This is a genomic window from Halomonas tibetensis, assembly GCF_042643535.1.
Lineage (GTDB): Bacteria > Pseudomonadota > Gammaproteobacteria > Pseudomonadales > Halomonadaceae > Halomonas > Halomonas tibetensis.
In genome coordinates, this window is record NZ_JBHRSQ010000009.1 from 251,639 (window position 1) to 263,320 (window position 11,682).

An 11,682-nucleotide genomic window follows, 5' to 3' on the forward strand; every position below is an offset into this window, starting at 1 on the left:
GGGCCGCTTGGGCTCAGGCGGCGTCGAGGGGGCGTGAGGGGCCGAAGTGTTCGTAGTGGCGACGCTCGGCTGGCACGCCGAGGTCGACGAGTGCCCGGTCCACCGCGGTCATGAAGCCCTGGGGCCCCACGAAGTAGCAGCGCGCTTTTTCGGGTAGCAGGTGCGCCAACAGCTCGCGATCGATCCGGCCGATATGGTCGGCGCCATCGCCGCTCTCGTGCACTGTCACTGCCTGCAGCTGCTTGGGATGGGCGTCAGCCAGGGCCGCCACCTCGTGGGCGAAGGCGTGGTGCTCGGCGTCCAGGGCGGCGTGCAGATAGACCACCCGGCGCCCCTGAGCCAGGGCCTGGCGGGCGAGTGGCAGCATCGGCGTCTGGCCCACGCCGCCCGAGGCCAGCAGCAGCGGTTCGTCCCCGTCGACCAGCGTCAGGTCGCCGGCCGGCGGCAGCAGCTCCAGGGTGTCACCCACGCCCAGCACATCGTGGAAGTGGCAGCTGGCGCGACCGCCGGGCTCGCGCTTGATGGAGATCCGATAGCGGGCGCCGTTGGGCACGTCGGAGAGGCTGTAGTGGCGGTAGACCGGCTTGCCATCAAGGGTCAGCCGCACGCCGATGAACTGCCCAGGCTCGTGATCGGCCACCGCTCTGCCGTCCACGGGCTCCAGCACGAAGGAGCGGATTACCGCACTCTCCTGATGGATCTCGACGATGCGGAACGCGCGAGTGCCTCGCCAGCCGCCGGGCCGTTGTTCGAACTCCCGGTAGCGCTGCTCTTCCAACTCGATGAGCAGCCCGGCCAGCTCCTCGTAGAGGCCGCTCCAGGCAGCGGCGACCTCCGGCGTTACGGCGTCGCCCAGTACGTCGCCAATGGCGGCCATCAGGCATTCGCCGACGATGGGGTACTGGTCAGGCTGGATGCCCAGGGAGATATGTTTTCCGACTACCGTGGCCAGAGCGCCGCGGGCCTGCTGGGGATCCTGACGCAGCCCCACATAGGCTAGCACGGCACCGGCCAGGGCCCTGGGTTGCCCGCCATCCTGCTGATGGGCCTCGTTGAACAGCGGCTTCACCTCAGGGTGGCGGGCGAACATCAGCGGGTAGAAGCGCTGGGTGATGGCATCAAGGTGTTCGGCCACCAGCGGAGCGGTGGCATCGATCAGTTGCTCATGATCTCGATTGAGCATGGAGTTTTCCTTCGTCGGGGATAGTTTTTTTAATAGGTATATAAAATACCTCTTTTGGGTAGGCACTGTCTTGGGGCGTATTGTCGCCCCCAACGACGAAGGAGAGATAGCTAACGGGCGCTGGACGGGGTTGGCCCGGTCAGCGCCCGATCAGTTTCTGCGATTCGCTCACAGTCCGATGCGGTGGGCCCGGTGGGTGAAGAAGATGCCGCTGGGCGATTCGGCCGGCAGGCGGGCCAGCTCCTCGAAGGTGCGGGTGTCGTAGACCACGACGTGGCCGCTGTCCCGGGCGGAGATCCAGATGTGCTCGCCGCGGGGGGTGAACTCCTTGTGCAGGATCGACTCACCGGGGGAGAGGGTCTCGATCACCTCATGGGTGCGGGTGTCGATCACCTGAACACGGTCGTTGTCGGGGTGGGCGAAAGTCACCCATACCTGCTTCTCGTCGGGGCGGCTCATCACGAAGATGGGCTGGCCGTGCACCTCGATGCGCTCGGTCAGCGACCAGTCGCGGGTGTCGGCCACCAGCACCTCGTGGCGGCCCACGGCGGGGAAGAAGGCCTGGTCGCCGGCCATGGCCCAGCCCTCCAGGTGGGGCATCTTGTAGACCGGCAGGCGCTCCTCGCCGCGCCCGTAGTCGGGCAGGATGCGCAGCACGCCGTTCTCGGGATGCCAGAGGTCGAGCAGCGCCATGCCGTCCTCGCCGAACAGCCCGGCGATGTAGTAGCGGCCGTTGGCGGTGATCAGGGCGTCGTAGGGCATGCTGCCCACGTCGCGATACTTCGTCAGCTCGGGTTCCTCCGTGGACATGTCCAGGGTCCAGATCTCGCCGGCCTCGAACAGGCTGAACACGAACAGGTTGCCCGGCGCGTCGACCACGCCCACCACCTTGGCCTGGTCGGTGGTGCCATCGGCTTTCTCGTAGCTGGCCGGCACATCGATGACCAGTTCCATGGTCTCGACGTCGAATACCTTCACGCCGCCCGGCTCGTAGTTGCCCACCGCCACGAAGCGGCCGTCCTGGGAGATGGCGCCGCCGATGCTGTTGCCCCCCTGGATGATGCGCCCGTCGATCTCGCCGGTGAGCAGATCGAGCCGGGTCAGGCCGCCGTCGCGGCCGAATACGAAGGCGTGGCGGGCATCGCGGGTGAACTTCACCGAGGCGTGGGAGAGGTCGCCGAAACCCTCGATATTCTTGAGCACCCGCTTGTGGGTGGTGTCCACCAGGACCACGCTGCCGGTGGCTCGCTCGATCACCACGCCCAGGTCGCCGGTACCGCGAATCTCCACGGGGGGCTCGGCGAGGGCAGGGCCGGCGGAGAGCAGGCAGAGGGCCCCGGCGGCGAGCAGGGTCTTCAAGGGGCGGGTCAACGGCATGGCATTCTCCTCGGGGGAATCAGTCGCCCAGTGTCTTCAGGCGGTTGTCGGTCTGCAGATGCTCGGCAATCCAGCGCGCCTCCTCCTCGCTGAGCAGCGCCGCCCAGCCGGGCATGGCGGTGCCGGGTATGCCGTAGCGGATGATGTGCGTCAGCGCCTCCGGGCTCAGGGTCTGCATGCGGTCCCGGGGCAGGGCAGGGCCCAGGCCGCCGCGCAGGGTCATGCCGTGACAGGAGCCGCAGTCCTGGTAAAGCAGGGTCTCCAGGCGCTCTGGATTCGCTGCGCCTGTGTCCTGACTACCCGCCAAGGCGGCCTGGGGCAGTAGCCAGGCCAGGCCGATAAGCAGCAAAGGTAGGGCTCTCTTTAGCATGTCGGGGCTCGCAAGAGATAAGGGTTATGGCTATCCGAGTCTCGCCGTTCGGGTGTCGGTCTGCGTTGATGAATATCAAGTCGTGCAGCGATTGCGAAGGGCGAAAGCGGATTAAAGTGTATTCCGTATGCCTCTTTTGACTTGTGTCAATCACTGCCGAGTTCTCCACTTACGGGGGGCGTGCTGCAGGTAAGATGCTATTGAAATGCATCTTGATGTACCGAGAGGAGCGCCATGGTCACACTCGACTCCCTGGACCGCCGGCTGATTGACGCCTACCAACGCGATCTGCCCGTCTGCGAGAGGCCTTTTGCCGCCATGGCGACGCGCCTGGGCAGCAGCGAGGCGGAGGTGCTCGAGCGTCTGGCGCGGCTGGAGCGCCTCGGGGTGCTCAGCCGGGTGGGGCCGGTGTTCGACCATGCCCGCGCCGGTGCCAGCCTGTTGGCCGCGGTGGCAGCACCCGAGGCACAGCGTGACGCCGTGGCGGAGGTGATCAACCATGCCCCCGGCGTGAATCACAACTATCTACGCGAACACGACTTCAATCTCTGGTTCGTGATGACCGCACCGGACGAGACCGTCCTCGATGCGCGCCTCGACGCCCTGGAAGCCGAGCTTGGGCGGGAGATCCTGCGCCTGCCGATGCTCGAGGGCTTCCATATCGATCTGGGCTTCCCGATTCCCTGGGATGAACTGGAGGCGTCATGAATGCCACCCAGCCTATTCACGTTCGCCACGAGCCGCCTGCCGAGCGCCGCCTGCGTGCCCTGATCGAGCAGGGGTTGCCGCTGGTGCCGCGCCCCTGGCAGGCGCTGGCCGAGCAGTGCGGCCTGCCTGAGTACATGGTGATGGCCTGCATGCGCCGCTGGCAGACGGAGGGGCTGGTCAAACGCCTCGGCCTGGTGGTGCGCCATCGTCCGCTGGGCATCACTGCCAACGCCATGGTGGTGTGGGATGTGCCCGACGAGGCGGTGGCCGATCTGGGCCGTCGGCTGTCCACCGAACCCGCTGTCACCCTCTGCTATCGTCGGCCGCGGCGCCTGCCGGACTGGCCCTACAACCTGTTTTGCATGATCCACGGCACCCGCCGCGATCGAGTGCTGGCCGCCCTCGATGAGATCGTCGAGAAACAGGCCCTGCAGGCCATTCCCCACCGCGTGCTGTTCAGCATCAAGGCTTATCGCCAGCACGGCGGCCGCTATACCGCCGAGGAGCGCCCATGATCGCCATGCCTGCCCGTCAACACGTCGCCGCCACTGAGTCGGCTAACCTTTCGGCCACCACATCTGCCGCCGAGTTGGACGCCGCCGACCGGCGCCTGATCAATCGCCTGCAGGATGGCCTGCCGCTGATCGAGGCGCCCTATGCTGCCGTGGCAGCCGAGCTGGATCTCTCCGAGGGTGAGCTGCTCTATCGCCTGGAGCGGCTGCTGGAGACGGGTATCCTCAGCCGGTTCGGTCCCATGTATCACGCGGAGCGCCTCGGCGGTGGGCTGACCCTGGCCGCCCTGGCGGTACCCGAGGCCGATTACGAGCGGATCACTGATGCGGTCAATGCCTTCCCCGAGGTGGCCCACAACTATCGCCGTGAGCATCCCCTCAACATGTGGTTCGTGCTGGCCACCGAGACCCCGGAACGCATCGGCGAAGTGATCGCCGAACTCGAGGCCGCCACCGAGCTGCCCGTCTACAACATGCCCAAGCAGGAGGAATTCCATGTCCGTCTCCACCTGCCCGTCTGAATCGCCTTCAGCCCTGGATGCCACCGATCGCGCCATCGTGCTGGCCACCCAGGCCGGGCTGCCGCTGGTCCCCGACCCCTGGACGGCAGTGGGCAGGCCGCTGGGGCTTTCCGGGGAAGAGGTGCGTCGACGCCTGGCGCGCATGCAGGAGGCGGGCATCGTGCGCCGCATCGCCGCGGTGCCCAACCACTATCGGCTCGGCTACGTGGCCAACGGCATGACGGTGTGGGATGTAGACGATGCCCAGATCGACCGCCTGGGCCGTGAGGTGGGGAACCTGCCCGGCGTCAGCCATTGCTACCGTCGCCCGCGACATCTCCCCGAGTGGCCCTACAACCTGTTCGCCATGCTTCACGGCCACACCCGCGAGGAAGTCGAGCGCCAGGCCGAGGAGCTGCGCGCGCTGCTCGGTGAGGCCTGCCGCGACCACCGTATCCTCTACAGTTCACGCATTCTCAAGAAGACCGGCCTGCGACTGGCCGGCCGACCCGGTGCCGGGCATCAACCCGAGCCCAGGAGGTAAGCCATGTTTCGCGTCACCCGCTATATCAAGACCCTGATGGAACCGTCTCCGGTTGCACCGCCCCGCAAGCCCCCTGGCCCGGTGGTGATCTGGAACCTGATCCGCCGCTGCAACCTCACCTGCAAACATTGCTACACCACGTCGGCGGATATCGACTTCGCCGGCGAGCTCTCCACCGCCGAGGCCCATGCCGTGCTCGACGACCTGCACGGTTTCCGGGTGCCGGCGCTGATCCTCTCCGGCGGCGAGCCGCTGATGCGGCCGGACATCTATGAGCTGTCGCGGCGGTCGCGGGAGTTGGGCATCTACACCGGCCTCTCCACCAACGGCACGCTGATCGATGAATCCAATATCGATGAGATCGCCGACATCGGCTACGACTACGTGGGCATCAGCATCGATGGCCTCGAGGATACCCACGACGTCATCCGCCAGCGCAAGGGTGCCTTCCGCGAGTCGATGCACGCGGTGAAGCTGTGCAAGGAGCGCGGCATCAAGGTGGGGCTGCGCTTCACCCTGACCCAGCAGAACTATCAACAGCTCGGTGACATCCTGGCGCTGATCGACGAGCACGATGTCGACAAGTTCTACCTCTCCCACCTCAATTACGGCGGGCGCGGCCACCGCCACGGCAAGCACGATGCCTGGCACCAGATGACCCGCGACGCCATGACCCGGCTGTTCAACCACTGCCGCGCGGAACTTGAGCGCGGCGTGGAACGCGAGTATGTCACCGGCAACAACGACGCCGACGGTCCTTTTCTGCTGATGTGGGCCCGGGAGCACTTTCCCGATCAGGCCGACGCCCTGCGCCAGCGGCTGGTCAACTGGGGTGGTAACGCATCGGGCGAACATATCGCCAACATCGATAACCTCGGCAACGTTCACCCGGATACCTTCTGGTGGGATCACCATCTGGGCAACGTGCGCGAGCAGCCCTTCTCGGCAATCTGGCGCGATACCGATGATCCTCTGATGGCCGGCTTCCGGCAGCGTCCGCGGCCCCTCAAGGGGCGCTGCGCGGAGTGCCGCTTCCTCGATATCTGCAACGGCAACACCCGCGTGCGGGCTTGGAAGGTAACGGGCGACCCTTGGGAGGAGGATCCCGGCTGCTATCTCACCAACGAGGAGATCGGCGTCAGTGACGGCGGCGAGCGACGCGTGGCGGCACCCTATGAGGCCATTCAGGCCACCGAGCTCTGAGCGCCGAGCAAGACCCCAGACCGTGATGCTCCGGGAGAGCGACCCATGACAGCATTTCAACACAACCAGATTTGCCACTTTGGCCTCGACGAGGCGCCGCTGGCGCCGGGTGAGGTCGCCATCGCCGGCGCGGGGCCCGGCGACCCGGGCCTTCTGACCCTGCGTGCCCTGTTGCTGCTGCAACAGGCTGACTGCCTGGTGTTCGATCGCCTGGTCTCCGCCGAGGTCCTTGCCATGGCACGGCCCGAAGCGCGCCGCTACTACGTGGGCAAGGCCTCGCGCTGCCATGCCCTGACCCAGGAGGAGACCAACGCCCTGCTGGTGCGGCTGGCCGGCGAGGGCAGGCGGGTGCTGCGCCTCAAGGGCGGTGACCCCTACATCTTCGGTCGCGGTGGTGAGGAGGCCGAGTATCTGATCGAGCACGGCATCGGCTTCAGGGTGGTGCCGGGCATTACCTCGGCCTCGGGCTGCTCCAGCTATGCGGGTTTCCCGCTGACCCACCGCGACTATGCCCAGAGCGTCACCTTCGTTACCGGCCACTGCAAGGGCGATCGGGACCTGGAACTCAACTGGGCCGCACTGGCCGTACCCCACCACACCACGGTGTTCTACATGGGACTGGCCAACGCCGAGCTGATTCGCCGCGAGCTGCAGCGGCACGGCATGCCCGCCGAGACCCCGGTGGCCCTTGTGGAGCGGGGCACCACACCGGAACAGCGCCACGTGCTGGCCACCCTGGGTGATCTGGTGGAGGTGATCGAGCGCGAGGCGTTCCGCCCACCGACCCTGATCGTAGTGGGCGAGGTGGTCAGACTCGCCGAGACCCTGGCGCCAGCCATGACCCGGCTGGCGCGTCAACCGGATGACGCCTTGGTGTCCCGTGAGTCTGTCCCGGGGAGGATGGCGCTATGAGGCGAGCCGCGACGACGCTGCGCATCCTGTTGCTGGTCGGCCTGGGGGGAATGGCGGCTCCTGCTCTGGCTGACGAGCCCGACCCCCACATGCTTTACAACCATCACTGCGCGATCTGCCATGGTGTCAGCCGGCTGGGCGGTATCGGGCCGGCGCTGCTGCCCGACAACCTCTCGCGGCTCAAGGCCGATGAAGCGGTGTCGGTGATCCTGGACGGTCGTCCGGCCACCCAGATGCCCGCCTACCGTGAGCTGCTCGACGAGGATGAGGTGGCGTCCCTGGCCGAGTGGATCTTCGAGCCGCCGGAGCACGAGCCCAATTGGGAGGAGGCCGATATCCTCGCCAGTCACGAGGTTTCCCACCCCTTCGGCAGTTTGCCCGACGCGCCGGTGTTCGAGGTCGAGGATCTCAAGAACCTCTTCCTCGTCGTGGAGATCGGCGATCACCACGTCAGTCTGCTCGACGGCGATACCTTCGAGCGTATCACTCGCTTCCCCAGCCGCTATGCGCTGCACGGTGGGCCCAAGTACAGCCCCGACGGCCGCTATGTCTACTTCGGCTCCCGGGATGGCTGGGTGACCAAGTACGACATCTACAATCTTGAGGTCACCGCCGAAGTGCGCGCCGGGATCAACATGCGCAACATCGCCGTTTCCGCCGACGGCCGCTTTGTGCTGGCGGGCAACTACCTGCCTCACAGCCTGGTGCTGCTCGACGCCCGTGATCTGGATCTGATCGCGGTGATCCCGGTGGAGGGGCTCAACGGCGAAACCTCGCGGGTCAGCGCCGTCTATGCGGCACCTCCCAGAAACAGCTTCGTGGCCGCCCTGCGCGACATCCCCGAGGTGTGGGAGATCCGCTGGCCCGAGGAGCGCGCTGAAGGCGACGAGGCCATCGTCGGTGATTTCGCCCTGCACCGCATGGAGGCGCCCGACTACCTGGACGACTTCTTCTTCGACCAGGAGTACCGCTACGTGGTGGGTGCGGCCCGCGGCGGGAAGGGTGGCCAGGTGTTCGACCTGGATGAGGAGCGCAAGGTGGCCGATCTGCCCCTGGAGGGCATGCCGCACCTGGGCGCCGGCATCACCTGGGAGCTGGACGGCCGCCGGGTGATGGCAATGCCGCACATCGACAAGGGTCAGGTGTCGGTCTTCGACATGACCGACTGGTCGCTGATCACCCATATCGAGACCGACGGTCCCGGCTTCTTCATGCGCAGCCACGAGAACTCGCCCTACGCCTGGGTAGACGTCTTCTTCGGCCCCAACCACGACCGCATCCACGTCATCGACAAGCAGACCCTGGAGATCGTCGAGACGCTGATCCCGGAGCCGGGCAAGACCGCCGCCCACGTGGAGTTCGACCGCCGCGGCGAGACCCTGCTGCTGAGCATCTGGGACGACGATGGCTACCTGCTATGGCTCGACGCCAATACCCTGGAGGAGCTGGGCCGCATGCCAATGAAGAAGCCCTCGGGCAAGTACAACGTCTGGAACAAGACCCAGTACGAGGAGGGCACCAGTCACTGAGGGGCGGTATAAGAAGCATTCTTGATACCTGTCATGGCGCCCAGGACCACGGGCGGGGCACAATGGGTGACATCTGAACTCAAGCCATCAGTGCAACCGTCGGAATTCTCGCCATGACGCTACCCCAACCCGAGCCAGTCGGGCCGCCCATCGCCCGGCTCGCCTTCCGCCCCTTCTTCCTGCTGGCCTCGCTGTTCAGCGTACTGGCCATGGTGGTGTGGTTCGCCTTCTGGCACGGCGATATTCTGCTGCGTCCCCACGGTGGCCTGATGTGGTGGCACCAGCACGAGATGATCTTCGGCTTCGGTGCCGCCGTGGCGGTGGGCTTCCTGTTGACCGCGGTCCAGAACTGGACCGGGCAGCGCAGCCTGCATGGTTGGCCATTGCTGGGGCTGGTCGGTGTCTGGTTGCTCGGGCGTTTGCTGATCGCCTTCCCTGTGGGGTTGCCCGCCGTGCTGCTGGTGGCCGTCGACGTGGCCTTCCTACCCCTGGCGGCTCTGGTCATGGGACGGCTGGTGGTCGATGCCCGCCAGTGGCACAACCTGGTCTTTGTGCCGATCCTGCTGCTGCTGGGGGTGGCCAACCTGGCCATGCACCTTGGCGTGATGCGCGGTCAGCTTCCGCCGATCCGCGAGGGCGCCTATCTTGGCGTGCTGTTGATCGCGACCCTGATGGTGCTGCTCGGCGGCCGGGTCATTCCCTTCTTCACATCGCTCAAGCTGGGACGTCCCAAGCCTGCCGCCTGGCCGATGCTTGAGCGTCTCTCGCTATGGTCCATCTACGCCGTGGTGGTGCTGCAGCTGGCGGTATTGCTAACGGTCGAGCTGCCCTCCGGCCTGCTGGGCTGGGCCATGCTGGTGGCCGCCGCCGCCAACGCCGTGCGTCTGGCCCGCTGGGAGGGATGGCGCACCCTGCACGAGCCCCTGCTGTGGGGACTGCACCTCAGCTACGCCTTCATCGTGGTGGGGCTGGTGATGTGGGCGCTGGCGCAGACCGGGCTGTTCCGGGTGGAGCTGGCCCTGCACGCCCTGGCCATCGGCGGTATCGCCAGCATGATGCTGGCAATGATGTCTCGAGTGGCGCTGGGCCATACCGGGCGGGAAATTCGTACCCTGCCGGGTATCGGCATCGGGCTCATGCTGATGTTTGCCGCGGCGCTATTACGCTCACCGGTGCTGGCGATGTTTCCCCAGATCACCCACTGGACCTACAACCTGAGCATTCTGTTCTGGTGCATCGCCTACCTGATCTTCCTGTTCCATTACACGGTGCCGCTGCTGACGACCCGGGCGGACGGCAAGGACGGCTAGGCTTTCTGCGAGGTACCTGATGATCGAGCACTATGTCCTGATCAAGCATCTGCATATCACCACCGCCGTCCTTAGCCTGCTGTTCTTCATGCTCAGAGCCTGGTGGTCGGTGCGGGAGTCGCCGTGGTTGCAGCGCCGCTGGGTCAAGGTGCTGCCCCATATCAACGATACCCTGCTGCTGACGCTGGGCGTGCTGCTGATGGTGATGCTCTCGCTGTGGCCCCACCAGCACCCATGGCTTGCCGCCAAACTGATCGCCCTGCTGGCCTATATCGGCTTGGGTACTTGGGCGATCAAGCGCGGGCGAAGCCCCGCGGTGCGCGGAGTCGCGGCCCTGGCGGCGGTGCTGACCTTTCTCTATATGCTGGGCGCGGCGATCCGACATGACTCGCTCTCCTGGCTGGCGGGCCTCTGAGACTTGGCATGACGCGAGTGGGCGTTGCTCTCTATACTGCAACCGAATGACTGACAGCCATCGACAAGGAGCTTATCCATGAGCCAACAGGATCTTCCTGCCGGCGCCGGCAAGGTTGCCAAGCAGTACCCCGAGGTGTGGGACACCTATGCGGCGTTGGGCAAGGCCTGCGCCGAGGCCGGCCCCCTGGACGAGCGTACCCGCCGTCTGGTCAAGCTGGCGCTGGCCGTGGGCGCACGTTCCGAAGGCGCGGTGCACTCCCATGCCCGTCGCGGTCTGGAGGAGGGCGAGTCCCCCGAAGCGCTGAAGCAGGTGGCTATGCTTGCCATCCCGACCCTGGGCCTGCCCACCGGCGTGGCCGCCTTGACCTGGATAGAGGACCTCACCGAGAGCTGATGGGTCGCCGCCGGCAGCGCGCTGCCGGCACCTTTGCCCGATCCCCGCAAATGGCAAGACTTTGTTGCCCCCTTCTGCCCCCTCCCTATTGACCTTCGTCAAAGTCATGAACCCACTCTGGCTGCTATCCTTTAACATGCATAACGAATGCATGTTAAAGGGGCGGAAGCGGCATGCGCCAACGCCGTTTTCAATAAGAAAGCCAGACTAGCAAGGGGGTATGGTCCATGACCGAAGGCCTGACAAAGGCAGCTGCCCGCAACATCTTCTACGGCGGGTCGCTGTTTTTCTTCCTGGTGTTTGCCGCGCTGACGGCTCACAGCCACTACTACATCGTCAACACCTCTACCCAGCCGCTGACGGACTCCGTGCGGCAGGGAAAACACGTGTGGGAGCAACACAACTGCATCAACTGCCACACCATCCTCGGTGAAGGCTCCTACTTTGCGCCGGAGATCGGCAACGTCTGGACCCGCTACGGCGGCCACCAGAATCCTGAAGGTGCCCGCATGGCATTGGCGGCCTGGATGCGCGCCCAGCCCACCGGCGCCCCGGGTCGTCGTCAGATGCCCTACTTCGAGATCAACGACGAAGAGATGCAGTCCCTGATTGATTTCTTCGAGTGGACCGATGCCATCGACACCCAGGGGTGGCCGCCCCATCCGGCCGGATGATCCGGTCCTCATGAACCTACCGGATTCCCGAATCAAGGAGAGCCTCACC

The 11,682-nt window shown here is 65.7% G+C and carries 14 protein-coding genes; 11 read left to right on the top strand and 3 right to left on the bottom strand.

Annotated elements, in window-relative coordinates:
* Window positions 1–13: 13 nt before the first annotated feature.
* The 3 genes from ACFODV_RS07465 to ACFODV_RS07475 form a co-directional block, all read right to left on the bottom strand.
* Window positions 14–1,183, bottom strand: a complete 1,170-nt coding sequence (locus ACFODV_RS07465) for a globin domain-containing protein (RefSeq protein WP_379757003.1) — start codon at window positions 1,181–1,183, stop codon at window positions 14–16.
* Between the two features lie 168 nt (window positions 1,184–1,351).
* Entirely contained in the window at window positions 1,352–2,560 is a 1,209-nt protein-coding gene (locus ACFODV_RS07470; RefSeq protein WP_379757006.1) for a cytochrome D1 domain-containing protein, read from the bottom strand.
* Between the two features lie 19 nt (window positions 2,561–2,579).
* Complete coding sequence (locus ACFODV_RS07475; protein WP_379757009.1) at window positions 2,580–2,930, bottom strand: c-type cytochrome; 351 nt, start codon at window positions 2,928–2,930, stop codon at window positions 2,580–2,582.
* A 234-nt stretch (window positions 2,931–3,164) separates the two neighbouring features.
* Between ACFODV_RS07475 and ACFODV_RS07480 the strand changes: the two genes are divergently transcribed.
* The 11 genes from ACFODV_RS07480 to ACFODV_RS07530 all read left to right on the top strand — a co-directional run bounded on the left by ACFODV_RS07480 (window position 3,165) and on the right by ACFODV_RS07530 (window position 11,633).
* Window positions 3,165–3,638, top strand: a complete 474-nt coding sequence (locus ACFODV_RS07480; protein ID WP_379757012.1) for an AsnC family transcriptional regulator — start codon at window positions 3,165–3,167, stop codon at window positions 3,636–3,638.
* A complete protein-coding gene (gene ahbB, locus ACFODV_RS07485; protein ID WP_379757015.1) occupies window positions 3,635–4,153 on the top strand; it encodes a siroheme decarboxylase subunit beta in 519 nt (172 codons plus the stop codon). The genes ACFODV_RS07480 and ahbB (ACFODV_RS07485) overlap by 4 nt, the downstream gene beginning before the upstream one ends.
* Window positions 4,150–4,671: an Lrp/AsnC family transcriptional regulator gene (locus tag ACFODV_RS07490; RefSeq protein WP_379757018.1), complete on the top strand. Its 522-nt coding sequence runs from the start codon at window positions 4,150–4,152 to the stop codon at window positions 4,669–4,671. Before ahbB (ACFODV_RS07485) ends, ACFODV_RS07490 begins: the two co-directional genes overlap by 4 nt.
* A complete protein-coding gene (gene ahbB / locus ACFODV_RS07495; RefSeq protein ID WP_379757021.1) occupies window positions 4,646–5,194 on the top strand; it encodes a siroheme decarboxylase subunit beta in 549 nt (182 codons plus the stop codon). The genes ACFODV_RS07490 and ahbB (ACFODV_RS07495) overlap by 26 nt, the downstream gene beginning before the upstream one ends.
* A 3-nt stretch (window positions 5,195–5,197) precedes the next feature.
* On the top strand, window positions 5,198–6,397 hold the full coding sequence (nirJ, locus tag ACFODV_RS07500; protein WP_379757024.1) for a heme d1 biosynthesis radical SAM protein NirJ: 1,200 nt from the start codon (window positions 5,198–5,200) through the stop codon (window positions 6,395–6,397).
* 45 nt (window positions 6,398–6,442) lie between these two features.
* Window positions 6,443–7,309 (top strand): uroporphyrinogen-III C-methyltransferase, encoded by an 867-nt coding sequence (gene cobA / locus ACFODV_RS07505; protein ID WP_379757027.1) that lies wholly within the window; start codon window positions 6,443–6,445, stop codon window positions 7,307–7,309.
* The gene (locus ACFODV_RS07510; RefSeq protein WP_379757029.1) at window positions 7,306–8,838 is read left to right on the top strand and encodes a cytochrome D1 domain-containing protein; all 1,533 of its coding nucleotides are present in this window, start codon (window positions 7,306–7,308) and stop codon (window positions 8,836–8,838) included. The genes cobA and ACFODV_RS07510 overlap by 4 nt, the downstream gene beginning before the upstream one ends.
* Window positions 8,839–8,951: 113 nt before the next feature.
* Complete coding sequence (locus tag ACFODV_RS07515; RefSeq protein ID WP_379757032.1) at window positions 8,952–10,148, top strand: NnrS family protein; 1,197 nt, start codon at window positions 8,952–8,954, stop codon at window positions 10,146–10,148.
* A gap of 19 nt (window positions 10,149–10,167) precedes the next feature.
* Complete coding sequence (locus ACFODV_RS07520) at window positions 10,168–10,563, top strand: SirB2 family protein (RefSeq protein ID WP_379757035.1); 396 nt, start codon at window positions 10,168–10,170, stop codon at window positions 10,561–10,563.
* A gap of 78 nt (window positions 10,564–10,641) precedes the next feature.
* Window positions 10,642–10,959 (top strand): carboxymuconolactone decarboxylase family protein, encoded by a 318-nt coding sequence (locus tag ACFODV_RS07525; protein WP_379757038.1) that lies wholly within the window; start codon window positions 10,642–10,644, stop codon window positions 10,957–10,959.
* A gap of 227 nt (window positions 10,960–11,186) precedes the next feature.
* On the top strand, window positions 11,187–11,633 hold the full coding sequence (locus ACFODV_RS07530) for a c-type cytochrome (RefSeq protein WP_290909340.1): 447 nt from the start codon (window positions 11,187–11,189) through the stop codon (window positions 11,631–11,633).
* The last annotated feature ends 49 nt before the right edge of the window (window positions 11,634–11,682 follow it).

Excerpts from the sequence above, each read along its gene's own strand:
- ACFODV_RS07530 (WP_290909340.1), top strand. The coding sequence starts at position 11,187 with ATGACCGAAGGCCTGACAAAGGCAGCTGCCCGCAACATCTTCTACGGC.
- ACFODV_RS07480 (WP_379757012.1), top strand. The coding sequence starts at position 3,165 with ATGGTCACACTCGACTCCCTGGACCGCCGGCTGATTGACGCCTACCAA.
- ACFODV_RS07525 (WP_379757038.1), top strand. The coding sequence starts at position 10,642 with ATGAGCCAACAGGATCTTCCTGCCGGCGCCGGCAAGGTTGCCAAGCAG.
- nirJ (WP_379757024.1), top strand. The coding sequence starts at position 5,198 with ATGTTTCGCGTCACCCGCTATATCAAGACCCTGATGGAACCGTCTCCG.
- ACFODV_RS07520 (WP_379757035.1), top strand. The coding sequence starts at position 10,168 with ATGATCGAGCACTATGTCCTGATCAAGCATCTGCATATCACCACCGCC.
- ACFODV_RS07475 (WP_379757009.1), bottom strand. The coding sequence starts at position 2,930 with ATGCTAAAGAGAGCCCTACCTTTGCTGCTTATCGGCCTGGCCTGGCTA.
- ACFODV_RS07515 (WP_379757032.1), top strand. The coding sequence starts at position 8,952 with ATGACGCTACCCCAACCCGAGCCAGTCGGGCCGCCCATCGCCCGGCTC.
- ACFODV_RS07465 (WP_379757003.1), bottom strand. The coding sequence starts at position 1,183 with ATGCTCAATCGAGATCATGAGCAACTGATCGATGCCACCGCTCCGCTG.
- ahbB (WP_379757021.1), top strand. The coding sequence starts at position 4,646 with ATGTCCGTCTCCACCTGCCCGTCTGAATCGCCTTCAGCCCTGGATGCC.
- ACFODV_RS07490 (WP_379757018.1), top strand. The coding sequence starts at position 4,150 with ATGATCGCCATGCCTGCCCGTCAACACGTCGCCGCCACTGAGTCGGCT.
- cobA (WP_379757027.1), top strand. The coding sequence starts at position 6,443 with ATGACAGCATTTCAACACAACCAGATTTGCCACTTTGGCCTCGACGAG.
- ACFODV_RS07510 (WP_379757029.1), top strand. The coding sequence starts at position 7,306 with ATGAGGCGAGCCGCGACGACGCTGCGCATCCTGTTGCTGGTCGGCCTG.
- ACFODV_RS07470 (WP_379757006.1), bottom strand. The coding sequence starts at position 2,560 with ATGCCGTTGACCCGCCCCTTGAAGACCCTGCTCGCCGCCGGGGCCCTC.
- ahbB (WP_379757015.1), top strand. The coding sequence starts at position 3,635 with ATGAATGCCACCCAGCCTATTCACGTTCGCCACGAGCCGCCTGCCGAG.